At 36.6% G+C, this 25338-nt stretch carries 23 protein-coding genes; 14 read left to right on the top strand and 9 right to left on the bottom strand.

From position 1 onward, the window contains the following. Window positions 1–13: 13 nt before the first annotated feature. The gene (locus M997_RS11350; RefSeq protein ID WP_064720235.1) at window positions 14–571 is read right to left on the bottom strand and encodes a glycine cleavage system transcriptional repressor; all 558 of its coding nucleotides are present in this window, start codon (window positions 569–571) and stop codon (window positions 14–16) included. Window positions 572–787: 216 nt separating this feature from the next. Between M997_RS11350 and dapA the strand changes: the two genes are divergently transcribed. The 4 genes from dapA to purC all read left to right on the top strand — a co-directional run bounded on the left by dapA (window position 788) and on the right by purC (window position 4924). Then, window positions 788–1687 (top strand): 4-hydroxy-tetrahydrodipicolinate synthase, encoded by a 900-nt coding sequence (dapA, locus tag M997_RS11345; RefSeq protein WP_064720234.1) that lies wholly within the window; start codon window positions 788–790, stop codon window positions 1685–1687. 16 nt (window positions 1688–1703) lie between these two features. Beyond that, complete coding sequence (gene bamC / locus M997_RS11340; protein WP_064720233.1) at window positions 1704–2750, top strand: outer membrane protein assembly factor BamC; 1047 nt, start codon at window positions 1704–1706, stop codon at window positions 2748–2750. A 300-nt stretch (window positions 2751–3050) separates the two neighbouring features. Continuing rightward, complete coding sequence (locus M997_RS11335) at window positions 3051–3641, top strand: phosphatase PAP2 family protein (protein ID WP_064720232.1); 591 nt, start codon at window positions 3051–3053, stop codon at window positions 3639–3641. Between the two features lie 569 nt (window positions 3642–4210). After that, a complete protein-coding gene (gene purC, locus M997_RS11330) occupies window positions 4211–4924 on the top strand; it encodes a phosphoribosylaminoimidazolesuccinocarboxamide synthase (RefSeq protein WP_064720231.1) in 714 nt (237 codons plus the stop codon). Between the two features lie 113 nt (window positions 4925–5037). On the opposite strand, the gene M997_RS11325 is transcribed toward purC, so the two are convergent. Both M997_RS11325 and M997_RS11320 read right to left on the bottom strand, forming a co-directional pair. Further along, window positions 5038–5649: a glutathione S-transferase family protein gene (locus tag M997_RS11325; RefSeq protein ID WP_064720230.1), complete on the bottom strand. Its 612-nt coding sequence runs from the start codon at window positions 5647–5649 to the stop codon at window positions 5038–5040. A 70-nt stretch (window positions 5650–5719) separates the two neighbouring features. Continuing rightward, window positions 5720–6418, bottom strand: coding sequence for a helix-turn-helix transcriptional regulator (locus M997_RS11320; protein WP_064720229.1), 699 nt, complete (start codon window positions 6416–6418; stop codon window positions 5720–5722). A 254-nt stretch (window positions 6419–6672) separates the two neighbouring features. Here M997_RS11320 and ypfJ point away from each other — a divergent pair, with 254 nt between their 5' ends. The 3 genes from ypfJ (at window position 6673) to M997_RS11305 (ending at window position 10141) form a co-directional block, all read left to right on the top strand. Beyond that, window positions 6673–7557 carry a KPN_02809 family neutral zinc metallopeptidase gene (ypfJ, locus tag M997_RS11315; protein ID WP_064720228.1) on the top strand — a complete coding sequence of 295 codons (885 nt, stop codon included), beginning with the start codon at window positions 6673–6675 and terminating at the stop codon, window positions 7555–7557. A gap of 62 nt (window positions 7558–7619) precedes the next feature. Continuing rightward, on the top strand, window positions 7620–8072 hold the full coding sequence (locus M997_RS11310; protein WP_064720227.1) for a DUF441 domain-containing protein: 453 nt from the start codon (window positions 7620–7622) through the stop codon (window positions 8070–8072). Between the two features lie 2 nt (window positions 8073–8074). After that, window positions 8075–10141, top strand: coding sequence for a tRNA(Met) cytidine acetyltransferase TmcA (locus M997_RS11305; protein WP_064720226.1), 2067 nt, complete (start codon window positions 8075–8077; stop codon window positions 10139–10141). Here M997_RS11305 and M997_RS11300 read toward each other — a convergent pair. Next, entirely contained in the window at window positions 10086–10280 is a 195-nt protein-coding gene (locus tag M997_RS11300; RefSeq protein WP_064720225.1) for a YpfN family protein, read from the bottom strand. The two genes, M997_RS11305 and M997_RS11300, sit on opposite strands and share 56 nt — an antisense overlap. 92 nt (window positions 10281–10372) lie before the next feature. On the opposite strand from M997_RS11300, the gene M997_RS11295 reads away from it, so the two are divergent. Continuing rightward, window positions 10373–10756 carry a DUF454 family protein gene (locus tag M997_RS11295; protein ID WP_064720224.1) on the top strand — a complete coding sequence of 128 codons (384 nt, stop codon included), beginning with the start codon at window positions 10373–10375 and terminating at the stop codon, window positions 10754–10756. 2 nt (window positions 10757–10758) lie between these two features. Here M997_RS11295 and M997_RS11290 read toward each other — a convergent pair whose 3' ends face one another. From M997_RS11290 to M997_RS11280, 3 genes are read right to left on the bottom strand one after another with little or no spacing between them, the layout of a single operon-like run. Continuing rightward, entirely contained in the window at window positions 10759–11427 is a 669-nt protein-coding gene (locus M997_RS11290) for a M15 family metallopeptidase (protein ID WP_064720223.1), read from the bottom strand. Beyond that, the gene (gene dapE / locus M997_RS11285) at window positions 11424–12554 is read right to left on the bottom strand and encodes a succinyl-diaminopimelate desuccinylase (protein ID WP_064720222.1); all 1131 of its coding nucleotides are present in this window, start codon (window positions 12552–12554) and stop codon (window positions 11424–11426) included. The genes M997_RS11290 and dapE overlap by 4 nt, the downstream gene beginning before the upstream one ends. Window positions 12555–12559: 5 nt before the next feature. Further along, complete coding sequence (locus M997_RS11280) at window positions 12560–12931, bottom strand: ArsC family reductase (protein WP_064720221.1); 372 nt, start codon at window positions 12929–12931, stop codon at window positions 12560–12562. A gap of 215 nt (window positions 12932–13146) precedes the next feature. On the opposite strand from M997_RS11280, the gene M997_RS11275 reads away from it, so the two are divergent. Beyond that, on the top strand, window positions 13147–13707 hold the full coding sequence (locus M997_RS11275) for a hypothetical protein (protein ID WP_064720220.1): 561 nt from the start codon (window positions 13147–13149) through the stop codon (window positions 13705–13707). A gap of 71 nt (window positions 13708–13778) precedes the next feature. Here M997_RS11275 and M997_RS11270 read toward each other — a convergent pair whose 3' ends face one another. Beyond that, window positions 13779–14402, bottom strand: coding sequence for a response regulator (locus M997_RS11270; protein WP_064720219.1), 624 nt, complete (start codon window positions 14400–14402; stop codon window positions 13779–13781). Window positions 14403–14959: 557 nt separating this feature from the next. On the opposite strand from M997_RS11270, the gene maeB reads away from it, so the two are divergent. The 5 genes from maeB to M997_RS11245 all read left to right on the top strand — a co-directional run bounded on the left by maeB (window position 14960) and on the right by M997_RS11245 (window position 23766). Next, complete coding sequence (gene maeB / locus M997_RS11265) at window positions 14960–17242, top strand: NADP-dependent oxaloacetate-decarboxylating malate dehydrogenase (protein ID WP_064720218.1); 2283 nt, start codon at window positions 14960–14962, stop codon at window positions 17240–17242. Between the two features lie 188 nt (window positions 17243–17430). After that, window positions 17431–18300 (top strand): ChaN family lipoprotein, encoded by an 870-nt coding sequence (locus M997_RS11260; protein ID WP_064720217.1) that lies wholly within the window; start codon window positions 17431–17433, stop codon window positions 18298–18300. Between the two features lie 44 nt (window positions 18301–18344). Next, entirely contained in the window at window positions 18345–19127 is a 783-nt protein-coding gene (locus tag M997_RS11255; RefSeq protein WP_239994652.1) for an energy transducer TonB family protein, read from the top strand. Window positions 19128–19151: 24 nt separating this feature from the next. Continuing rightward, the gene (locus M997_RS11250; protein WP_082918431.1) at window positions 19152–21320 is read left to right on the top strand and encodes a S9 family peptidase; all 2169 of its coding nucleotides are present in this window, start codon (window positions 19152–19154) and stop codon (window positions 21318–21320) included. 199 nt (window positions 21321–21519) lie between these two features. After that, window positions 21520–23766, top strand: coding sequence for a TonB-dependent receptor domain-containing protein (locus M997_RS11245; protein WP_064720216.1), 2247 nt, complete (start codon window positions 21520–21522; stop codon window positions 23764–23766). Window positions 23767–23849: 83 nt separating this feature from the next. Here M997_RS11245 and xseA read toward each other — a convergent pair whose 3' ends face one another. Further along, the gene (gene xseA, locus M997_RS11240; protein WP_064720215.1) at window positions 23850–25232 is read right to left on the bottom strand and encodes an exodeoxyribonuclease VII large subunit; all 1383 of its coding nucleotides are present in this window, start codon (window positions 25230–25232) and stop codon (window positions 23850–23852) included. Window positions 25233–25338 lie beyond the last annotated feature (106 nt).

Genomic DNA, 25338 nt, shown 5'->3' with positions numbered 1-25338 from the left:
TCATTCTCCATTTTTACTGTTTCATCATCAGACTATTTACAATACTTATTGTGCCTTGAGCATGAAGTTCTGTACATAATTGATTGAACTTCTCATGAATAACAAGACCATTATCATCTAACGGATTATGTGCCGTTATTTGTATTTCTAAGCGAGCAGGGGTTCCATCATCAGAAGGATGTGTTTTAGAAATTAACTCCGCAAGATTAAAGTTATGTTGACTAAACAAATTAGTAAATCGTTCTACAATACCAGGTGCATCTTCAATATCGACTTTTGCCGCAATAGTTGAAGGATAAACTATTGGCGAGGCATTAGTTGTTCTCTTCATTACAGTCAGTAAATCCAGTTCCGCACTTTTGATTGGAAGTAACGCTTCTAACTGAGCGATAGCATTCCAACCACCAGAAAGGAGCATGATAAACGTAAATTCTTGACCGAACATAGCAAGTCGGCTGTCCTCGATATTACATCCACATTGGCTAACTAATTGAGTAATGGTATCAACGATACCAGGACGATCAGAACCTAATGCTGTGAGCACGAGAAAATGTTTATCAGGTATGGGCAAAATGAGGTTCCTTTTGACTTTCAGTTTATTCTTAACAGGTAACCACAAATTTTGATTTCTGCCAAGATCAGACGTTCACTATATTGAATTATTATCTCTCTTTAATTCATATCAAAGAATATTAGCAAATTTCATTAGAAACCTAGAGTTAAGTAGTTTTCAATAGAGGGATGAATGAGTACCATTGGGTATAAGTCTATCTCGGAGCAATAAATTATGGTGAGTAACAAATTTAATTTTACAGGCAGTATGGTGGCGCTAGTCACTCCTATGGATGCACAAGGCAATGTTGACCGGGTTAGCTTACGTAAATTGGTCGATTACCATGTTAAAGCCAATAGTGCTGCTATCGTTTCTGTTGGTACAACGGGTGAATCGGCAACACTCAGTCATGAAGAGCATGTTGATGTTGTTTTAATGACGTTAGATATGGCTGATGGCCGCATTCCTGTTATTGCAGGAACAGGGGCAAATGCTACATCAGAAGCCGTTTGGTTTACTCAGCAATTTGAAAATAAAGGTATTGCGGGTTGTTTGAGTGTGACACCTTATTATAATAAGCCATCACAAGAAGGGCTTTATCAGCATTTTAAAGCGATTTCTGAAAGCACCGATTTACCACAGATATTGTATAATGTGCCGGGTCGTACTGGATGTGATTTATTGCCAGTAACAGTTGCACGTTTAGCTGAGTTGGATAATATTGTGGCAATTAAAGAAGCGACAGGGAACTTAAGTCGTGTTAGTCAAATCCAAGAGTTGGTAAATGATGATAGTTTTATTCTACTTAGTGGAGATGATGCATCATCATTAGACTTTATGCAGCTGGGTGGTCATGGTGTTATTTCGGTTACTGCTAACGTTGCTGCTGTAGAGATGGTAGAATTATGTCGATTGGCAAAAGCTGGAGAGTTTGCAAAAGCACGCGAACTTAACCGACGCCTGATGGACTTACATCATCAGTTATTTGTTGAACCTAATCCAATCCCAGCTAAGTGGGCGTGTCAACGTATTGGATTGATTGAAGACGCCACATTGCGCTTACCTATGACACCGTTGACATCATCAGGTCAGCAAATTGTTGAGAAAGCGCTGGTAACAGCGGGAATACTGTAAAACTTAGGGAATTTTAATGGCAACACTATTGCATAAATCAAAGATTATGAAAGTCGCGGGTCTGTCGCTGGTGGTTTTACTGGCAGCCTGTTCAAGCGATCAGCGCTATAAACGTCAGGTCAGTGGTGACGAGTCTTATTTAGAGACTACTGGACTAAAAAACTTAGCACTTCCTGCGGGGATGGTGTTGCCTTTGCAAAATGGGGAATATGACATTCCCGTTTCTAAAAAAAGTGAGCCTATTGGTTTAGCGCTTGATATTCGTCCGCCAACACAAGCGCTCAATTTGTTGAGTGGTTCTCGCAGTGAAAATAACGCCACAAACAGCAAATTATTATTACCTAATGCGCCAGAAAATAGCACGCTTTATGAGCAAGTAACCGCGGTGTTAAAAGATAAAGGTGTGGTCGTTGCTAAAGGTGATGCAGTACAAAAAGAGATAATGACAGATTGGATTGTTTGGACACGGGCTGATGAAAACGTACCTTACCAAACACGCCAGCGTTTAGCCATTACTCAGCAAGGTAATGTTATCGTATTAACTATTACTAATGAAGGTTTACGCCAAGGCGAAAGTGACGTAACCGATGCTACTGAAGTAAAACGCTATAACACACTACTGCTTAATGAAATTGTTGATGGTTTAAACCGTATGCGTAACTTAAGTGAAAATACGGCAACTAGCAATTTGCAAGGTATTATCGATGTACAAAGCGGTAGCGATAACGTAGGTTTACCTGTGATTATTGTACGCGCACCATTTGATGTGGTTTGGGATAGACTGCCTATCGCATTAGAAAGTGTTGGTATGAAGATGGGGGACCGCACACGTTCTAAAGGCTCAATTGAAGTGACTTATAAAGGTTTAAGTAGTGCAAGTTGGAGCTCTTTAGGTGTTGATAAACCTTCTGTTGAAGAAGGGGATTATAAACTACAAGTCGGTGATTTAAATAACCGTAGTAGTTTGCAATTTATCAGTGATAATGGAAAACCTTTGACTCAATCACAAAATGATCAAATGGTTGCTGCAATGAAAGCTGCGTTCAGTAAACCAGTGAAATAAAATTATTTCTTAAAGATGATAAGATAAGCCGTACAATACTAATTGTGCGGCTTTTTATTTACTTAACTTATTATTTTATCAAAATAATTTAATAAGCAAGAAGGTTTTTCCTAATATAAATATATCAATAGATATTTATTCATATTTATCAAAATAGTCATTTTCTTTAAATGAAAAATGAATATCATAGAATTAATAATATTAATCTTAATGCAATACGGCAAAAACTGTGCAATATTACTGCGCTATTTACTTTAATAAGAATAACAAAGCATTCTCAAATCATTTAAAGGAGTATTTATGAGTGCGGGTGATATGATTATTCACTTAATATTAAGTGGGATACTTATTGTTGGTGTTTATCAGTTTTATTTTTTTACTCAACGATATACATTAAGAGAAGTGAAAGTAATTAATTCACCAATTGATGAAAAGATCCCCTTCTGGCCTTGGTGGTCATGGATCTATAGTTTTTTATATTATCCTGCAATTCTCTATCTCAACTGGATCATTCAAGACTCAAGACAATTTATCATGATTGTATTTAGTTATATTGTTTTGTTAGTTATGCAAATGTTTTTCTTTATTGTTTTTCCTGTCGCGACACCGCCACATTGGCGTACAATCAATCCAGGTAAAAAGGCATCAGAAAAATTTCTTAAGTTTGTCCAGCACTTTGATGATACTTCTAACTGTTTCCCAAGTATGCATGTTTCAGTTGCGACATTAACTGCATGTTTGGCATATGCAACATTAGGGCCATTAGTTTTTCTTTTCCCATTATTGATTGCATTATCATGTATGTTTACTAAACAACATTATTTAATTGATTTACCAGCCGGTGCATTATTAGGTTGGTTCGCCTATGAAGTATATTGTTTTATTATTTAATAAATATTAAGAATAACTTTAGGTTAGAATAATTAATTAATGATACATCAAGGATGATGTTTATAAACTAAAGTAAATCACCACACTTATATTTCATTATATCCAGACAAATTACTTAATTTATGAGTAATGTGTCTGGATGTTTTTATTGGTATATAGGAAGGGAATAAAAATAGAATAATATAAATACGATGAAATAGAGTTAGTGATAAATATAAAATAACGTTTTTTTTCTTTTTTAGAGTAATTAAACTATTAATATGCTGTCTCTATTTGGCTTATGGTTAATGATAAATAGAACATTTTGCTGTTAGTCGTGTTTACCAATAATAAACATCCCTTTTTTCATTAGAAAATGTATTAAGATCCTCTTTTTAACTTCCCATCTCTTACTTTCTATCATATTGCTTATGCTTTGATTTCCCTTTAGTAATGAGTCTCAATGACAGCTTAAATGAATGAGTTTTTTAGCTATCTATCCCACGTTTTAAAAGCTTTTTTGTATAATCTAGAGTAGAGTATAGGCGGTTATTTCTTGTTAAACCTATCACATCTTTGGAGTGTGTCAGATGCAAAAAAAAGCTGAGTTGTATCGTGGGAAAGCCAAAACAGTCTATACCACCGAATCTTCTGATTTCCTGATTTTAGAATTTAGAAACGATACATCAGCGTTAGATGGCCAACGTATTGAACAGTTTGATCGTAAAGGTATGGTGAATAATAAATTTAACCATTTCATTATGAACAAATTGGAAGAAGCGGGTATCCCAACGCAGATGGAACGTTTGCTTTCTGATAATGAAGTGCTGGTGAAAAAACTGGATATGGTTCCAGTTGAATGCGTTATTCGTAACCGTGCAGCTGGTTCATTAGTAAAACGTTTAGGTATTGAAGAAGGTCTTGTTTTAAACCCACCTATTTTTGATCTCTTCCTGAAAGATGATGCCCGTCATGATCCGATGGTGAATGAATCTTATTGTGAAACTTTTGGTTGGGTATCTAAAGAACACCTCGCAGAAATGAAACGTCTGAGTTATAAAGCAAACGATGTCCTTAGCGAATTGTTTGATAAAGCAGGACTTATTCTTGTGGACTTCAAACTTGAGTTTGGTTTATTTAACGGAAAAGTCGTACTCGGTGATGAGTTCTCTCCTGATGGCAGTCGTTTATGGGACAAAAACACCTTAGATAAAATGGATAAAGACCGTTTCCGCCAAAGCTTAGGTGGATTAATTGAAGCATACGAAGAAGTTGCACGCCGTATTGGTGTTTCTTTAGACTAAAAACGCAATCGATTACGTCACGAAAAAAAACAATAATAAAAAAGGTCAGCTTAAAAACTGACCTTTTGTTGTATAAAAAATGAAAGATTAATGCATGTTTGTGCTTGAAATATTTATTTTAAATCAAAACCTTCAAGTAATTGCTTAATTTCTTTGTTAAGAGCAAGGCTATCAAGATATTGGTTAATTAATGGTGTAGGCTGGATCCGTGCATATTTACATAGGAATATGAGAAAATAGCCAACATAAACATCAACAGCCGTTAAATTTTTGCCACAAATATAAGGTTTTGCATTTGCTAAACCTGTTTCTAAACCATGAAATGCACGCTTAAAAGAGCCAAAACCAGATGATTTTTGTTGTTCTTCATTAAGTTCAATACCTAGTTCTTTTACAGTAAAAGCGGCTTCAATAGGACCCGCAGTAAAAAAGAACCAGCGGTAATATGCTGCGCGTTCAGGTGAGCCAAACGCAGGTGCAAAACCTTTTTCAATAAACTTATCTGCTAAGTACATACAAATTGCAGCTGTCTCAGTGACGATATTATCTCCATCCACTAATGCAGGAACTTTTGCCATCGGATTAATAGCAAGATATTCTGCGCTATTCATCTGTTCGCCATAAGATAACTCCACGCGTTTAAATGGAACCGCAAGCATGTTTAAAAAGAGTTCTACAGTATTACCGCGCGATATTGTATTGGTATAAAGAGTGAGTTCGCTCATGATGTTTCCTTACTATTTGTGTATTTATTAATTAGCGCTAGGTGAGATGAAATAGTAAGGCTGTTGAGTGTCAATTCTTGTCAGTAGTGTTACAAAAAGTCTCTTTTTTCCATCTATCGAGTAAATAGCTTTTTGGATAAGGCAAGTTATCCGTTAATACACGGTAAGAGGCAATTCTATCTAAGCGAAAGTGGCGATAACTTTGGCGTAATTCACACCAAGCCGCTAATATTTGCGAATCTTTGAAATAACCAACAGCAATAGGCCATATTGTTCTACTGCTCAATTGTTTGTTTACATCCTGATAATCTATATTAGCTTTTTTTTCTTCTCTTAAACTAAGGCGTAAATCTTTAGCAATATCGTCATTAACCGTAATAAATTGGTTAGTTGGAGCAAATAACGTATTTTGATCCAGAATAACGCGATGTTGTGTAGTCACAACGGTATTAATTTTATTTATTGCTCGTATTGCCGATTCTTTGAGCTCTTGATCTGTATTGCTTTGCACCCAACGCAAACCTAATATCAGTGCTTCAAGTTCATTCACATCAAACATTAAAGGGGGAAGTAGTAAGCCTGTTTTTAATTGATAACCTAAGCCGGCTTCTCCTATTATATCGGCACCCTGATCGCGTAATGATTCAATATCGCGATAGATAGATCGCACGCTAATTTGTAATTTTGTTGCTAAAGCCTGAGCTGTAACGGGATAGCGATTTTCTTTTAAAATCTGTAATAACGTGAGTAAACGTTGAGTTCGAGTCATTAATTTTTCTACTCATTAGTAATAGTGTAGGTAACATGAGAATTCTATTCTGGTTCTTAATAAAAAAAAACAGCGTGCTTGCCAATGCTTATGGTGTATTTTTTTATCGTTGTGGCTATTTTCTGATCTTCACTATTATTCTGCTTTTAAAAAATAGGAAATAGAAATAGTAAGATTTTTGTTATTATCTAAAATAGAGACATCAATTTACACTAGCATATTTAACTAATGTATTTAATTAATGGGGAATGATTATGCGTTGGAATGATCGCCGTAGAAGCAATAATGTTGAAGATAGACGAGGGCAGTCTTCTTCAGCATCAGGTGGTGGTAATCTCCCTTTGGGATTAATTACACTTTTATTGCGTACTAAATATGGTTTTGTTGTGATTATTATTTTAGTTATCGCTAGCTTTATGGGGTTTGATTTTAATTCATTAACCGGTGAAACAACTCAGCCAGCACAAGTTAATGAACAGCAAAGTGCACTTTATAATGAAGCAGCCGATTTTAGTAGTGTGGTATTAGCGAGTACAGAAGATTTTTGGCAAGAATTATTTGCTCAAGCAGGCAAACAATATAGTGATCCTAAATTAGTGCTTTATAGTGGTAGTACAACAACACAGTGTGGAACAGGCACCAAAATTATGGGGCCATTTTATTGTCCAGCAGATAGAAAAATTTATCTCGACCTCTCCTTTTATAATGAAATGAAGAATAGCTTAGGGGGGGGGGGTGAATTTGCTCAAGGTTATGTGATTTCTCATGAGGTTGGGCATCATGTTCAGCATTTATTAGGGATCACCACACAAATGCGTGAAAAACAGCAAATGGCACGCTCAAAGGCAGAGGCTAATCGATTATCAGTGAAATTAGAGCTTCAAGCCGATTGCTTTGCTGGAATGTGGGGGCGTTTTATGGCTGGTGAAGGACGCATTGATGAAGCTGATTTATTAACGGCTATTAAAACTGCTCAAGCGATAGGTGATGATAAACTACAGCAACAACAGCAAGGTTATGTGGTGCCAGATAGCTTTACTCATGGTAGTGCTGAGCAGCGTAAGGCTTGGTTTATGAAAGGATATAACAGTGGCAACATTAAATCTTGTGATACATTTGCTTCTTCCTCTTTGAACTAATAATATTCCGTTATAAATAAGAAAATGATTATTCCCATTATTAGAATAGGTTAGGAACACAAATGAGTAATGTTGATCCCTCATTATTAATTTTGTTAGTGCTTGCAGGTCTTGGCATTATTAGCCATAACATGACAGTGACATTAGCAATGATTTTTTTGTTAGTCGTTAAAATCACACCATTAAATCAATATTTTCCTATTGTTGAAAAATACGGTATGACAATAGGTATTTTAATTCTAACCATTGGTGTAATGACACCGATTGCTACTGGCCGTATTTCGGCACAAGAGGTGTTAAATTCATTTTTAAATTGGAAATCTCTGTTAGCTATTGTCATAGGTATCGCTGTTTCTTGGTTGGGAGCAAGGGGGGTTTCTTTAATGAATAATCAACCGTCTACTGTTGCAGGTTTATTAGTGGGGACTGTCATAGGTGTGGCATTATTTAGAGGTGTACCTGTCGGGCCATTAATTGCCGCAGGTATTCTTTCGTTATTAATTGGTAAATCATAACTGTGCCATTATTAGAGTTACAACGTTATCAAGCGAATTTTGCACAAAAAGGTCAGCGGCGGTTGTTGCTATTAGCCGGAGATAAGACATGGCAATTAGCGCAAATCCAGCAATTACGACAAGTATGTCTTGGTGATTGGTTAATGATATCGCCAAATTATATTGATGCGATTATTCCTAACCAGGCAATTAATCTATTAGGTAACGAATACTTACATGGTATTTTTGATGCCAATGAAGAATTTAATGCTGATGCACTCGCAATGTTAACAGGGACATTAAAAGCAGGTAGCTGGTTAGTTTTATGTCTACCTAGTTTAAATTATTGGGAGCGATATATAGATGGTGATAGTCGGCGTTGGAATGACATGCAAACCGTCTTACCAACCCCAAATTTTATGGCATGGCTAAAAGATATTACTTTAAATGATCCACAAACTATTATTTGGCAGCAATCCCAACCGCTGCAATTACCTGAACTAAATAAAAATCTACCACTTTGGACATTACCGCAAGGCCAGCCTACCAAAGAACAACAAGTCATTTTAGAAAAATTGCTAATGACGCAAAAAGGGGTCTGGAGCGTAATAGCGCCAAGAGGCAGAGGCAAATCTGCACTTGCGGGGATGTTTATTGAACAATGGCAAGGTTCCGTAATTGTATGTGCGCCAGCTAAAAATAGTACTAATGTATTATCTTCACACACAAATAAACCTATCTTATTTTACTCACCAGATAATCTATTAGCTTTATGTTCAACGAATCGGTGTGATAAAAGTGATTGGTTAATTATTGATGAAGCGGCAGCATTACCGATAGCGCTATTGGTTGCACTTTGTAGTTATTTCCCTCGTGTATTAATGACAACCACTGTTCAAGGGTATGAAGGAACAGGTCGAGGTTTTATGCTTAAGTTAGGTGATAGCCTACCTTTATTGCAAACGCTTCAATTAAAAACACCAATTCGTTGGGCTAAGCATGATCCTCTAGAACATTGGCTTAACCAGTTGTTATTACTTGATGAGCCTAATTATTGCCTTGATAAACAACAAGGTGAAGTCACAATTGTTCAGCAAAAAGATAACTGGAACCAAGATGTTAAGGATCTGCAAAGTTTTTATCGATTACTCACTAGCGCACATTATCGTACAACCCCATTAGATTTTCGCCGATTATTAGATGGGCAAAAACAAAGCTATTGGTCGGCCTCAGTTAATCAAACCATGATTGGTGCAGTTTGGTGTATTGATGAAGGTGAATTACCCGAAACCTTGGCGCAAGAAGTATGGTTAGGGATACGTCGGCCTAGAGGCAATTTAGTTGCACAATCATTGGTTACATATGGTTTAACCATTGAGGCTATGTGTTTAAAATCATTGCGTATTAGTCGGATTGCTGTTTTACCACCCTATCGACGTCAAAAAGTTGCAGCAAATCTTATTAAACATATTGTTAAAGACGCACAAGCAAAACATATTGATTATTTGAGCGTTAGTTTTGGTTATACAGATTCATTAGCTAAATTTTGGACACAATGTGGTTTTAATATTGTTCGTTTAGGAGTACACAAAGAGGCAAGTAGTGGTTGTTATACTGCAATGGCTATTTATCCTTTAAACAAAAAAGGTGAGCAACAACAGCAAATTGCATTGATATCATTGGCACTACAATACCAACACATAAAAAGACAAACAGGAATAGATTTATCTATTAGCCAATGTTTTGATAATAATCTTATTCAACAAGGGCGATGGTTATTTATGGCTGGATTTGCATTTGCTTATCGCTCAGCTTTAACAGTATATGACAGCATGGCTAATTTTCTGATTGGTTATGAATTAGATTATCCACTATTAGCTGCTTATTTTATTGATAAAAAGTCGGATGAAGAGTGTGTTAAGCAATTTTTATTATCAGGTAAAAAAGCACTTATAACAGCACTACGTCAGCAATGTGCACAGTTAATGAGTGAATATGATGTTCAATTGACGCAAAATTACCAACAATGGTTAGCTACTTATCCCCATTTTTCTTGGGCCAATCGTCCTCATCATCCCATTTATCATTGAAATCACGATGTGGTGGTAATTTTCGTTTATTTTTAAGAAATTGTTTTGGATCTATTTTATTCATATCTTTAATGGCATTAATAATAATACCTACTAAAAGGATGAGAATTACCCACCAATAATCAGCAAACCAGTTCATATATTAGCCTTATTTTTAGGTTCTTTACTTAGAAAATATTTCTGTTTTGTTTATTATATACAACCAAAAGAGATTAATCGGAAAAATATAACGTGAAACGGATACTCTTAATTATAGCGGGTTGGTTATGTGTTGGTTTAGCAACTCTTGGTGTTATTTTGCCTGTACTTCCCACAACCCCATTTTTATTATTAGCCGCTTGGTGTTTTTCGCGTTCATCACAGCGTTTTCATTACTGGTTACTTTATCGTTCTTGGTTTGGTCCTTACTTACGTTATTGGCAAACTTATAAAGCAATGCCTAAAGGGGCTAAACCAAAAGCGATAATAATTATTTTAGTTACTTTTTCACTCTCATTATGGCTAGTTTCCATGCTATGGGTAAGAGTATTATTGCTGATTATCTTAGTGTGTTTACTGATTTTTATGTGGCGACTCCCTGTAAATGAACAACAAGAAGTCCCTTGTGATAAATAGTGTTATTCAGGCAACACAATGTAGTGCTGAAATATTTCGTCGAGGTTTGCTAATAACCACTGCTTACCACGGATATCTTCTTCTAGTAATACAGACTTTAAAATATCGGGAGTGTAAGCTAAAGATGCTTCATAAGATAATGGCCAATAACTAATATGCCAAGGCTCATAAGCGATATAACTCTCTTTATGGATAAATGGGCGATAAAAATCATAGCTCGACATATTTTCTGTTAACCATTCACTTAATTGAGCGAAATAGCCTCCAGCTTCATATTCCCAAGGCTCTAATTGTAAAGATTGTCCCGCAGGTAGACGAAAAGGATCGTAAATATCGATTTCTGTTCCCCAGTGGTGGCGACTTGCGCCGGGCAATGCAGACCATTTTAAAATAGCCTGACAACGTTTATCCTCTGATAATTGATGAATATCTATGGGCTGACTTTGAGCATTTAACACAGGGCGAGAGCCTTCAAATTTATCGTTCCATATCGCTAATTGACGATTGAAATCACGAAATGAGCTTGCTGCCTCTAATTTAAAACCCGCTTTCGCTGCTTGCTGCTGTAACGCTAAAAAAGCTTTTGTGGCGTTAAATTGTAAGCGATGTTGGCCTGATAACGACACCAAATGATCAGTGGATCGTCCAGTTAACATTAATGGGGTTATCATAAAACGAGTTGCTCCATAATTCTCTGATAAATTCGGCTAAGTTGTTGTAAATCAGCGGCATTAACGCATTCATTTACTTTGTGAATTGTCGCATTGATAGGCCCTAGCTCGACAACTTGAGCACCCATTTGTGCAATGAATCGACCATCGGAAGTGCCACCACTGGTGGATAATTCTGGATCTAAATTTGTGTAATGCTTGACAGAATAACGAACAGCATCAAGTAGTTTACCTTTACCTGTAATAAATGGTTGACCCGATAAAGACCATTCTAAACTATAACGAAGTTGGTGTTTTTGTAATAAAGTTTCGGTACGTTGGCGTATTTCTTCATCGGTGATTGCGGTACTAAAACGAAAGTTAAATTGAATAAATAATTCACCAGGGATGACATTGTTGCTGCCGGTGCCTGCATGAATATTGGCAATTTGCATGGTGGTTGCAGGAAAAAATTTATTACCTTCATCCCAAACAGTATTTACTAATTCTTGTATAAACGGCGATGCACAATGAATGGGGTTCTCTGCGAGATGAGGGTATGCAACGTGACCTTGTACACCATGAATAATCAGATTTGCTGTTATTGAACCTCTACGGCCATTTTTCACCATATCACCTAATTGATGTTGGCTTGAAGGTTCACCGACAAGACAATAATCTAGGCGTTCACCGCGAGACATTAAAGATTGTACAACTTTCACTGTGCCATCTGCGGCTTTCGCTTCTTCATCTGATGTAATAAGAAAAGCTAAACGGCCACGATGTTCAGGATATGAGCGGACAAAACGTTCAGCAGCAACAATCATTGCAGCTAGTGAACCTTTCATATCCGCGGCACCTCGACCATAAAGCATTCCATCACGAATAGAAGGTTCAAATGGTGGATTATCCCACAAAGCAGGATCACCAGTAGGAACCACATCAGTGTGACCCGCAAATGCGAGGGTTTCACCTTCACCACCGCGACATGCCCATAAGTTTTCAGTATCACCAAAGGGCATTTTTTCAATAGTAAAGCCCAAGGGGCTAAGTCTATCGATAATTAGCTGCTGACAGCCCTGATCATCAGGGCTGATAGAAGGGCGAGCGATCAGTTGTTGTGCAAGCTCAATAACAGGACAGGACATAAAAATTAGGCTCCTGTAAAAGTGGTGTAGTCATTGGTATTAAAACCAACAAGAAAACGGTTATCAGAGGCAACAAGGATAGGGCGTTTTATCACTGCGGGTTTATCTAGCATTAAAGCAATAGCCGATGTTGTGTCAGTGATTGCATTTTTTTCATCATCAGATAATTGGCGCCAAGTTGTTCCTCTTTTATTAACAAGTGTCTGCCAATCTATATTTTCTGTAAAGCTGCGTAATAATGCTTCCGTCAAACCGTCTTTGCGGTAATCATGAAAAACGTAAGGAATATGATTTTCGTCCAGCCATTTGATTGCTTTTTTGATGGTATCGCAATTTTTTATGCCGTACATAGTATATGTCAGGTTTGTAGTGGACATGAAATTTTCCTTATATGACAATGCGTAATATCGGTAATAGTAATATCGGTAATAAATAGAATGAGTGTTATACAATTCCAAAATAACAGGTTTTGCTGTAGTGAAAAATCCTATTTACATTATAAAATATATCGGATATTAACCTGTCATAGTAGTGTAGCGAATTGTGTAACGTAGAGTAATAGAAATAAAGATTTCCGTTGGTAAAAGAAAATATGAAAAGCATTTCACTGAGTCTTATATTGCTTTTACTTTCAACTTGTAGCTGGGCAAATGAAGACGAAGACAGCAAAAAAGTTGATGAGTATAAAATAGCCCTACAGGCATTTTTCAACAGTGATTATTTATTGTGTTTAGGTGAAGGGAAATGGCCCGTTTACAGCAATGAAGATGATGCCCCTTGGGTATTAGAAAGAATGCATGCATTGATGGAAGCCGGTTTAATTGAACAAACATCTAATGGTGAAGAATGGGTTTTTAACCTTAGTGAAAAAGGGCGTAAAGCTTGGCAGCCTTACCAAGACTTTTGCTATGGGCACCTTTTTATTAGTCAAATTAAAGAAATAGAACCAATAGATTCAGGGAAAAGTACGATTTATTTTTATTATGGAGTAAAGGGTATACCATCTTGGGCAAATAATTCAGAAATCCAATCCGCATTTAGTGAGCTGGACATTGTGATCAATGGTATTAACCGAGAGCTTTATCAATTAAAAATTGAAAAGCTACCTGATGAGCACTTTAAAGTAATAAGTTATCCCGTTCCAATTGAATAGCCAGCGAGTTGGTGTTTAATTTATACATCACTATTACAAATCTACCCCGGTTTTAAGCCGGGGTAGATTTATTAATGTTGATGCTTAATTAAAATAAGGCTTGCAGCTAAACGCGATGTTACCTGTAGCTTTTTTAATATATTGCGAATATGCACTTTGACAGTTTCTTCAGAAATAAACAAATTCTCAGCAATTTGTTTATTTTTCATACCAGCAGAAACTTCATGAAGTACATCTAATTCTCTTTTTGTTAATGCTGATAGTGGATCAGAATAGTTTTGTCGTAATTGAATATATTGCCAAACACGTTCACTATAAACGGGATGCCCAACCACCGCCTTACGTAAACTTAATAGCAGCATATCAATTTCACACTCTTTTAAAAGATAACCGTTTGCGCCAGCATCCAAAGCAGCATAAACATCACTGCGGGCATCTGAAACAGATAAAACCAAAACATATGATGTTAAACCTGCTCGGCGTAAAGTTCGGATAATATCAATACCAGAACGACCCTGAAGATTTAAGTCCATCATAATAAGGTCTGGATTTAACTGTTGCGCGGTAGTTATTGCTTCTTTTGCATTGCCACTTTCGCTTACTACAACAAATTCCTTGTCCTTTTCTAACAATAGCCGTAATCCATATCTCATGACAGGGTGATCATCCACTATCATAATTGAGTAGCTAGGCATAACCCCTCTCCCTAAAAAAAATAAAAATGTGCGTAATCTTTCCAAAAGTAGAAAATAAATAAAACAAATTCCAAATGAGGAATAAAAAATAGAATCAGACATCTTATTAAAACAATAAGAAAATAAAATTGACGGTTGGCAATATTACACCAATTATTGTTACGGGTAAAAAAGAAAATAACCAAAACGACTAACAAAAGTCCTAATACTATGAATCTGAAGTAAATACAATGAGTTAAGATAATATTTTTCTATTTTAAAATTAATAAACAAGTGAAAATAGTTATTGGTTTATAAAACAATATAAAAAAAATAATTATTTGAATTGTTAATTTAGTAACTGATAAATAATAAACAAACATTGTCTTTTTTCTGTTCGAGTTTATTACAGAGATGAAATTAAACTGAGTTAATAATATACCTATAACGAGGTATTAGATATTTATAATAAATCTTGTCTACTAATTTGAAAAAAGTGTCGATTTCGTCATGATTTAACGCATTATTACCATTATACTAACGAAGCCCTTACTCTGTTGATACAAAAGGATATGAAAATGGAAGACACATTAAAACAAAGCGCATTAGATTTTCATGAATTTCCAACGCCCGGTAAAATTACTGTTACTCCCACAAAACCACTGATAACACAACGTGATTTAGCATTAGCTTATTCGCCTGGTGTAGCAGCACCTTGTTTGGAAATTGCCGCAGATCCTTTAGCCGCTTATCGTTATACCGCTAAGGGGAATCTTGTCGGTGTTATCTCAAATGGTACTGCGGTACTTGGTTTAGGTAACATCGGTGCATTAGCCGGTAAACCTGTAATGGAAGGTAAGGGTGTTTTATTTAAGAAATTTTCTGGCGTTGATGTTTTTGATATTGAAGTCAATGAAACGGATCCAGATAAATTAATTGATATTGTTGCATCATTAGAACCGACGTTTGGTGGTATCAACTTAGAAGATATTAAAGCGCCAGAATGTTTCTATATTGAACAAAAACTGCGCGAAAGAATGAAGATCCCAGTCTTTCATGATGACCAACATGGTACCGCAATTATCTCTACTGCTGCGATCCTCAATGGATTACGTATTGTTCGTAAAGAAATTGATAAAGTTAGACTTGTTGTTTCAGGTGCGGGTGCGGCTTCTATTGCATGTATGAACTTATTAGTTGCCTTAGGATTAAAGCGCGAAAATATCGTAGTTTGTGACTCTAAAGGGGTTATTTACCGCGGCCGCGAAGCAAATATGGCAGAAACCAAAGCGGCTTACGCAATAGAAGATAATGGCAGTCGTACATTGGATGATGTTATCAACAATGCAGATATCTTCTTAGGTTGTTCAGGGCCTGGTGTATTGACACAAGAAATGGTTAAGAAAATGGCGCGCGATCCTCTTATTCTCGCGCTGGCAAACCCCGAACCTGAGATACTGCCACCATTAGCAAAAGCAGTTCGTTCCGACGCTATTATTTGTACAGGACGTTCTGATTATCCAAATCAGGTTAATAACGTACTTTGTTTCCCATTTATTTTCCGAGGTGCATTAGATGTAGGGGCAACGGCAATTAATGAAGAAATGAAGCTGGCTTGTGTACATGCAATAGCAGAATTGGCATTAGCTGAGCAAAATGAAGAAGTGGCCTCTGCTTATGGTGATCAAGAGCTATCATTTGGTCCTGAATATATAATTCCAAAACCATTTGATCCTCGCTTAATCGTAAAAATAGCACCCGCTGTGGCAAAGGCAGCAATGGACTCAGGCGTTGCAACACGGCCAATTAAAGATTTTGCAGCTTATATTGAACATCTCAACGAGTTTGTTTATAAAACCAACTTATTTATGAAACCAATTTTTTCTCAAGCCAAAAAAGAGAAAAAACGCATTGTTCTTGCAGAAGGCGAAGAAAATCGCGTATTACATGCCACACAAGAGTTAGTGACATTAGGGTTAGCAACGCCAATTTTGATTGGTCGTCCTAGTGTGATTGAAATGCGGATCCAAAAATTAGGATTACACATTCAAGCAGGCAAAGATTTTGAAGTAGTGAATAACGAAAACGATCCACGTTTTAAAGAGTACTGGCAAGAATATCATCAAATCATGAAGCGCCGTGGTGTTTCACAAGAACAAGCTCGTCGCGCAATGATTGGTAATCCAACGCTTATCGGTGCCATTATGGTGCGCAGAGGTGAAGCCGATGGTCTTATTTGCGGTACGGTTGGTAGTTATGCGGAACACTTTGAAGTATATAAAAATGTGTTTGGTTTACGCGAAGGTATGGAAACAGCAGGGGCAATGAATGCACTGTTATTACCAAGCGGAAACACCTTTATTACTGACACATACGTGAATGAAGATCCAACAGCAGAGCAATTAGCCGATATTACTATTATGGCAGCTGATACCATTCGTCGTTTTGGTATTGAACCCAAAGCTGCGTTAGTTTCGCGTTCAAGTTTTGGTTCTTTCGATAGTCCATCATCGATAAAACTAAGAAAAGCGTTAGAAATAATTAAGCAACGTGCACCTGAATTAGAGATTGATGGTGAAATGCATGCAGATGCGGCACTTGTTGAATCTATTCGCCGCGATATTATGCCAGACAGCACATTAAAAGGTTCTGCTAATTTATTGGTAATGCCAACAATGGAAGCAGCACGTATCAGTTATAACTTATTACGTGTAACCAGTTCTAATGGCGTAACAGTCGGTCCTGTCTTGATGGGAGTGGCAAAACCTGCACATATTCTTACGCCAATAGCATCAGTTCGCCGTATCGTTAATATGGTTGCATTAGCAGTGGTTGAAGCTCAAGCGCAATCTCAGCTCTAAGGTTAATGATACATTAATCAAACTGATTTAATTAAAGTTAGAAAAGCGCCTTGATCTTAGGCGCTTTATTTTTACACATAAAAAAAACATAAATACAAATTAATATGAGAATGATATTGATAATCATTAGTAATGATATTACCCTATTTGCTTTCTTTAATAAGTAAATATAACTAGCAAGGGTTATCATGCTTTTCTCAATAGCTAAAAAAATTCTACCATTAGTGGTGCTAATTGCGTTGCCTGCTTGTAGTTCACTAGAGAAACAAGCTAAACCAATTGTAAATACTGAAGTTATTCATTCAGCTCAAATCATTAATACACATAATGGAAAATCGATTACGGCAGAAGAATTATTGATTGAGTTGGCAAATCAATCACGCGTTATTATTGGGGAAAAGCACGATAATCTTTATCATCACGATATTGAGTATTGGTTAATGACACAATTAACGCAAATACGCCCACAAGGTGCGGTATTGCTAGAAATGTTAACACCAAATCAACAATATTTAGTCGATAACGTCAAAAAGCGTTATTCAGGTTCTGAATATTTACGTGACGAACGTTTAATGGCTGCATTGAAATGGAATACTGGTTGGCCTTGGAAATGGTATGGAAATATTGTGAAGGAAGGGCTAAGTGCCAATTATCCACTACTTGCCGCGAATATTAATCGAGAAGATATATCTAAAGCTTATAAAAACCCGCCTGTAATTGATGGTGTGTATTCAACAGCACCACAAGTTCGCCAGTTAATTCAAGAAACTATTCAAACTTCACACGGCAATACGCTTGATAAAATAAACTATGAAAAAATGATGCTTATCCAACAGCTGCGAGACCGCACAATGGCAGAGCGTTTATTAGCCGCACCAACGCCGGCACTATTAATCGCAGGATCTTTTCATGCAACAAAAGTGATGGGAGTGCCTTTACATATTGCTGATTTAGCACCGGATGAAAAAATTACGGTTGTAATAATGGCTGAAGAAGGTAGCGATATTACCTCAGTACATGCTGATTATCTTTGGATAACGCCTATCGCTTTACCTTAATTTTCGATATCGCCATTATGATTATATCTTCTTACGTAGACCAAATGCCGAGATTGCAGCCTTTTAATTATAAAGCGTTGGTTTTGGCCATTAGTGTTCATGCGGTTTTAGTTATTGCTTGTTTTCACTTCTATCAAGATAAAACAACGTTAATACAAGAGCCTGAATTAGCTGTAATGATGACACTTAGTGAAAATATTCAAGCGCTTAGTGAAGAAAAACAAGTAATTGGTATTGATCAACAATTGGCTGTTGCTAGTCAAAAGAAAGTTGAACAAGAGATGGCTGAAAAACAACCCGATATCGTAATTAATGAGAATGCCGATATTGTTATTGAAAAACCTAAAAAAATGGTGAGTGTTGAACAAACGGCTACAGTAAAACCAACAACTACCCCCACTAAGCCTTCACCAATAATTAGTGAGAATGTTTCTAGCCAATCAGCGCCTTCAAGCAGCCGTTCTGTTGCTAAACAGCAATCTGATACTGTTTCTGCAAACTATGATAGCGATTCAGATAAAAAAGCAGATGCATTAGCGCTATGGCAAGCTAAAACTAAAGGGCACTTAAACCGTTATAAAGCTTATCCTGAAGAGGCGAAAAGCAAAGGACGGATGGGAATACCGAAAGTGCGATTTATCGTAGATCAGCAAGGATATGTTATATCAAGTGAACTTATTAATAGCAGTGGTGTTCGTTCTTTAGACAGAGAAGCGCAAAGAGTACTCAAACGGGCTCAGCCTCTTCCTATTCCCCCTGAAGAGTTATTGTTTAAGGGAGAAATTACAGTTGAAATGTCGATTGAGTTTTCTACACTGGCGCTATAACCAAGGATTGAAAAGGAAATAAGAATGTTATCAGTGACAAGAAAAACGGTGACGATGAGATTAACAGGTGCCATGATGGCGCTGTTAATAACAGCAACACCTGCAATGGCTCAAACTCAGAAGGACGCTATAACGATGCCACCAAAAGCAAATAAAATACCGCATGTTATGACTGAACATGGGGATACGCGTACAGATAATTATTATTGGTTAAGAGATGATGCACGCAAAGATCCACAAGTTTTGGATTATTTAAACGCGGAAAATGCCTATACCGAATCAGTAATGAAAGAGGGGAAAGCCCTTGAAGAAACACTTTTTACTGAAATGGTAAGTCGCATGGCTCAAAACGATGAATCTGTACCATATGATTATAATGGGTATACATATCGTACTATTTATCAAGAAGGAAAAGACTTTCCTATTTATCAACGCAAACCTATTGGTGACAAAGATAACTGGGAAGTACTTATTGATGGGAATGAGCGTGCTAAAGGTCATGAGTTTTACCAACTTGGTGATTTAACTATTAGCCCAGATAACAAGCGCATTGCTATAGCTGAAGATAAAGAAGGTCGAAGAAATTATACTGTTGCTTATAAAAATGTTGCTGATAAAGAATGGAAAGAGAATGTATTAACTGATATCTCAGCAAACCTAGTATGGGCAAATGATAGCAATACTCTGTTTTATGTTGACAAAGATCCTCAGACATTATTGCCATATCAAATCTATCGCCATCAATATGGTTCAGAGCGTGCAAAAGATGTAAAAATCTTTGAAGAGAATGATGATCGCTTTTACACATGGATGGGCAAAAGTAAATCAAAAGATTATATTTTAGTTTCTATCGAAAGCTCTACCACATCTGAATATCGTTTAATCGATGCTAATTCACCAGAAAAACCGATGGTGATATTTTCCGCGCGTCAAGAAGGGCGCGAATACGATATTGATCACTTTAAAGGTGAATTCTATATTCGCTCAAATCATGAAAGTGAATTATTTGGTTTATATAAAACAGCAGCAATTGATAAACCTTGGCAAACCGTAATCGCACCACAAAAAGATGTTGATCTGGAAGGTTTTGACTTATTTAACCGCTGGCTAGTGCTTGAAGAACGTCAACAAGGCTTAGTATCGTTGCGTCAAATAGATTGGCAAACGGGTGAGTCAACAAAAGTAACCTTTGATGACCCGGTTTATATGGCATGGTTAGGTTTTAATCCACAAGCAGATAGTGAAGAATTGCGCTTTGGGTACACATCAATGACAACCCCTACTTCCACTTATCAGTGGAATATGCAAACTCATCAAAAACAGTTACTCAAACAGCAAGAAGTCAAAGGTTTTGAACGTGATTTATATGAAAGCCAGCGTATTTGGGTAAAAGCGCGTGACGGTGTAGAAGTACCAATTTCATTGGTTTATCGGAAAGATCTCTTTATTAATGCTAAAAATCCTATCTTAATTTATGGTTATGGTTCTTATGGTAGCAGTATTGATCCTTCATTTAGTTCATCCCGCTTAAGCTTATTAGACAGAGGCTTTGTATATGCGATAGTGCACGTACGCGGAGGTGGAGAATTAGGTAAACGCTGGTATAACCAAGGTAAAATGGAGCATAAAGTTAATAGCTTTACTGACTTTATTGATGCAACGAAATACTTAGTTCAAAAAGGCTATGGTGCTTCTAATCATGTTTATGCTATGGGTGGAAGTGCAGGGGGGTTATTAATGGGCGCTGTTGTTAATATGGCACCAGAATTATACCGGGGCGTTGTTGCCCAAGTGCCTTTTGTTGATGTTGTGACGACTATGCTTGATGCTTCTATTCCATTAACAACGGGTGAATATGAAGAATGGGGTAATCCAGCAGATAAAGATGTTTATTTCCGTTTAAAATCCTACAGCCCATACGATAATGTTGTGGCTCAAGATTATCCTCATTTATTAGTAACGACAGGGTTACATGATTCACAAGTTCAATATTTCGAGCCTGCTAAATGGGTTGCTAAATTACGTGAATTAAAAACGGATAATAATTTATTATTGCTGGATACAGATATGCGTGCAGGTCATGGTGGTAAATCAGGCCGATTTAATCGCTTACGTGATACAGCCAAAGAATATGCATTTATTCTGATGCTTGAGAAACCTGAAATATATTTTAAAGCGCAAAATATAAACTAATTGATTAAATAATTACATTATAAGCTGTCTCTCATTTTAAGAGAGACAGCTTTTTGTCGATTTTTTAGAATAATAATAACTACAGATATAATAACAATAATACTAGTAATAAATAATACCTTATAAAAAAGGTTATTTTCATATTATATTAAAGCAGCGTGAGCCTATTATTTAAATAAAAATAAAGAATGGGTTCGTTATGAGATCTACAAGGAAAATAATTAGTACCTTTATTCTATTTTCAGGTATTAATGGCATTGTTATTGCCGCTGAAGAAAATAAACCAGTTCAATTTGGTAGCTTAAAAGTTTCATCTGCACAACAAAAAGAGACCCCTGAACAGAAAGCACTAGCCAAACCGGGGGCTTATAGCGCTATTGGTGAAATTAATAATTTGCAATCAGTAGAACAAGCTTTGCGTTCAACTCCCGGAACTTATACTCAAATGGATGTAAGTCAGCCAGGGGTCAGTGTGAATATTCGTGGTCTTAGTGGCTTTGGTCGAGTTAATATGATGGTTGATGGTGTTACTCAAACATTATATAGCACTTCCCCAAGTCAATATTCTCATGGTGGGCAACCTTATAACCAGTTTAATAGTATGGTTGATCCTAACTTTATTGTTCAAATTGATATTTCTCGCGGACAACAAGATGGTGAAAATAGTATTAACGCATTAGCGGGTAGCGCTAATTTTAAAACTATTGGAATAGAAGATATTTTATTTACAAACCACTTATGGGGAGTAAGAAGTAAAGCGGCTGGTGGTAGTAATGGGTTGGGATATAACGGCATGGTTGCGGTAGCGGGAAGACAATCCCTATTTAATGATAATGGTAGTATTGGTGCAATGTTAGCATTAAGTGGGCATAATATTGAATCTTCTTATAAGAATGGTGCTGGATTTAATAGTGAAGAATTTGCAACAAATAAAAATTTCAATCAAAAACCTCATTCAGAATTAACTAAAATTAATATAAAACCCGATGATTCTCATGAACTAGAGCTAAGCGGTCGTTTTTATCGTAATAAATTTAACCGTCGAGATATCGACAGTAAAGATTATTATGCAAAATATCGTTATACACCATTAAATGATTTATTTGATAGTGAGATTCTATTAAGCCGTAGCAATGCGTCACAAAAGTTTGAAGGTGACTCTTTGATGAGTTTACGTAATGCAAATGCGGAAAATATCTCTAATTCACTGGTTGCGAAAAACACTAGTCGCTTTAATTATGGTGAATTAGATATGGCATTAACATTAGGTTCTAAATTAATGTCAACAGAATACAAACGCTCTGTTATTGCACCTTCTACTGATCCTTGGCAAGCCAATAATATGGTGGAAAGTAACCCATTTGCGCCTCAAGGTAAAAATAATTTAACGAGCTTCTTTTCTCAAATGAAATTTGAGTATGATATTTATACCTTCGATCTTAATTTAAATTATGTTGATTACAATATAAAAGGGCATAAACCGGCTTGTGCGGCACGTGATGCTTGTTTTCCTGAAGGCGCTATGGATTTAAATCGCCATGACAGGAATTGGGATCCAGGTGTATTAATCGCGGCAGAAGTTATCCCTGAATTTCAGCCATTTGTTAGTTATGCGCATAGTATGAGGGCACCTAATCCACAAGAAATCTTTTTTGCTAATGAAGGTGGTGCTTCAATGAATCCATTTTTAAAAAGTGAAAAGGCAGATACATTTCAAATAGGTTTTAATAGCTATCGTCCTAATTTATTCATTGAAGGTGATAGTTTTTATTTAAAAGCACTTTGGTATCACACCAAAGTTAAAAATTATATTTCTAGTGATTCCTATTTAGTGTGTAAAGGAGGACGACGTTGTAAAGATGACGGTAGTTTAACAATTGAAGATTTTAATAATATAGAAAATGACGGTAATATTAATTTATATACTAATAGTATCGATCCTGTTGCTATGAGGGGTTATGAATTACAACTTAATTATGATGCTGGTGTAGTTTATTCCACAATTTCCTATAGCAATGAACGTACAGCGCAGCCAACTTCTCTTGCATCCGCATCTTTTGGTCAATCGCCAGCTTCTGAATTACCTAAATATTATGCGACTGTTGATGCAGGTATTCGATTATTTGACGACCGATCACTAGAATTAGGAACAATAATTCAATTGACGGGTAAAACACGTAAAGCTTCACCAAATGGTGTAGATTCTGATACGGGTAAAATTCCAATGGAAGAACAAGAAAATATGCCAACAGTCATTGATCTGTATGGTAATTATCGCGTAAATAAAAATATTTCATTGAAATTTTCAGTACAAAACGTAATGAACAAAAACTATTCTAATCCATTAGATAGAAGTAATTCAGCGCCAGATATGAGTGAGCAAGGAAGTGAAAAACAAACAGCGCGAGGAAGAAGTTATCTCTTTGGTGGTGAAATTCGTTTTTAATATTTTACCATCATATTCTTAATAACAAGTTAATAAAAAACGGCATCATTAAGGTGCCGTTTTTTATTCTAGATATTTATGTGTTATTCGTCTGTTTTGCTAATTGTTTTTCGCTTTGCTCTGATTTTTTGTGTTTTTACTACTTCACTCATTATCCAACCATCCTCAACACGGGTTTTTAGTGCATCACCCACTTTAACTTGCTTGGTGTTTTTCAGCACTTCTCCGGACTCTGTTTCACTAATACTGTAACCGCGAGAAAGCGTTGCGAGAGGGCTCACACTTTCTAAACGAGAACAACTGATAGCAAACTGTTCTCGTTGACGGGATAACTGTTGTGAAATACTTTCTCGCATACGGTAAATCAACTGTTGTTGCTGACGGAGTAATGCTTGAATTTGAGGTCTAGGCTCTTGGTAATTAAGTTGTTTTTGTAATTGAATTTGTTGATGTTGTTTTGATTGTAAAATTCGCTGAAAACTATTTACTAAACGCTGTTGTGTTGATGTCAGCAAGTTTTGCTGACGAGCAAGACGTAAATGTGGATGTTGCTGTTGTAAACGATGATGTATTTGCGTCATTGTGCGCAATTTTTTCGCTAAATAATAATCCATTGCCATTTCGAGGCGCTGTTGCTGAGATTGCAATTGACGTAATAACTCAAGTTTATTACGACTAATTAATTCAGCGGCAGCAGAAGGTGTTGGTGCTCTTAAGTCAGCAACAAAATCAGCAATAGTGACATCAGTTTCATGACCGACAGCACTTACGATAGGAATTTTACTGGCAAAAATAGCACGAGCAACACGTTCATCATTAAAAGCCCAAAGATCTTCTAATGAGCCACCACCACGACCAACAATGAGTACATCACACTCTTTGCGACGATTGGCTAATTCTATAGCATGAACTATCTGCATTGGCGCTTCGGCACCTTGCACGGCGGTTGGATAAATAAGTACAGGCAGAGAAGGATCGCGACGACGAAGAATATGCAAAATATCGTGCAATGCAGCACCTGTTGATGAAGTAATAACACCAATCTGTTTTGCTGGTGTTGGGAGTGGTTTTTTATGCAGAGCATCAAATAAACCTTCAGCACTGAGTTTTTGTTTTAATAACTCAAATTGCTGTTGCAATAAGCCATCACCAGCGGGTTGCATACTTTCTACAATAAGTTGGTAATCGCCTCTAGGCTCATACAAGGTAATTGTGGCCCGAACTAAAACCTGTTGACCATGCTGAGGCCGAAACGTCACTTTGCTATTTTGCCCACGAAACATCGCTGCTCTAATTTGAGCTTGGTTATCTTTTAACGTGAAGTACCAATGCCCTGAAGCAGGTTGAGTAAAATTGGAAATCTCTGCACTTATCCAAATGCGTCCCATTTCCATTTCTAACAGCTGACGAACGGTCTTATTTAGACGGCTGACAGTAAAAATATTGTTATTTACAGGTAGTGTCATGTGAGCCAGATCAAATTTTAAAACAATGACTTAATTAATCGATACTACCGAAGTTAGCAGTAGGATCAATATAAATTTTGAAAAAAAGCTAGAAGCAACCGATTTC

It is taken from the genome of Proteus hauseri ATCC 700826 (assembly GCF_001654965.1).
GTDB lineage: Bacteria > Pseudomonadota > Gammaproteobacteria > Enterobacterales > Enterobacteriaceae > Proteus > Proteus hauseri.
The sequence above is the reverse complement of the archived record's forward strand: the minus strand, read 5'-3'. Positions and strand labels throughout refer to the sequence as shown.

Coding starts and splice junctions, on each gene's coding strand:
- dapA (WP_064720234.1), top strand. CDS start 788: ATGGTGAGTAACAAATTTAATTTTACAGGCAGTATGGTGGCGCTAGTC.
- bamC (WP_064720233.1), top strand. CDS start 1,704: ATGGCAACACTATTGCATAAATCAAAGATTATGAAAGTCGCGGGTCTG.
- M997_RS11335 (WP_064720232.1), top strand. CDS start 3,051: ATGAGTGCGGGTGATATGATTATTCACTTAATATTAAGTGGGATACTT.
- purC (WP_064720231.1), top strand. CDS start 4,211: ATGCAAAAAAAAGCTGAGTTGTATCGTGGGAAAGCCAAAACAGTCTAT.
- M997_RS11325 (WP_064720230.1), bottom strand. CDS start 5,649: ATGAGCGAACTCACTCTTTATACCAATACAATATCGCGCGGTAATACT.
- M997_RS11320 (WP_064720229.1), bottom strand. CDS start 6,418: ATGACTCGAACTCAACGTTTACTCACGTTATTACAGATTTTAAAAGAA.
- ypfJ (WP_064720228.1), top strand. CDS start 6,673: ATGCGTTGGAATGATCGCCGTAGAAGCAATAATGTTGAAGATAGACGA.
- M997_RS11310 (WP_064720227.1), top strand. CDS start 7,620: ATGAGTAATGTTGATCCCTCATTATTAATTTTGTTAGTGCTTGCAGGT.
- M997_RS11300 (WP_064720225.1), bottom strand. CDS start 10,280: ATGAACTGGTTTGCTGATTATTGGTGGGTAATTCTCATCCTTTTAGTA.
- M997_RS11290 (WP_064720223.1), bottom strand. CDS start 11,427: ATGATAACCCCATTAATGTTAACTGGACGATCCACTGATCATTTGGTG.
- dapE (WP_064720222.1), bottom strand. CDS start 12,554: ATGTCCTGTCCTGTTATTGAGCTTGCACAACAACTGATCGCTCGCCCT.
- M997_RS11280 (WP_064720221.1), bottom strand. CDS start 12,931: ATGTCCACTACAAACCTGACATATACTATGTACGGCATAAAAAATTGC.
- M997_RS11275 (WP_064720220.1), top strand. CDS start 13,147: ATGAAAAGCATTTCACTGAGTCTTATATTGCTTTTACTTTCAACTTGT.
- M997_RS11270 (WP_064720219.1), bottom strand. CDS start 14,402: ATGCCTAGCTACTCAATTATGATAGTGGATGATCACCCTGTCATGAGA.
- maeB (WP_064720218.1), top strand. CDS start 14,960: ATGGAAGACACATTAAAACAAAGCGCATTAGATTTTCATGAATTTCCA.
- M997_RS11260 (WP_064720217.1), top strand. CDS start 17,431: ATGCTTTTCTCAATAGCTAAAAAAATTCTACCATTAGTGGTGCTAATT.
- M997_RS11255 (WP_239994652.1), top strand. CDS start 18,345: ATGCCGAGATTGCAGCCTTTTAATTATAAAGCGTTGGTTTTGGCCATT.
- M997_RS11250 (WP_082918431.1), top strand. CDS start 19,152: ATGTTATCAGTGACAAGAAAAACGGTGACGATGAGATTAACAGGTGCC.
- M997_RS11245 (WP_064720216.1), top strand. CDS start 21,520: ATGAGATCTACAAGGAAAATAATTAGTACCTTTATTCTATTTTCAGGT.
- xseA (WP_064720215.1), bottom strand. CDS start 25,232: ATGACACTACCTGTAAATAACAATATTTTTACTGTCAGCCGTCTAAAT.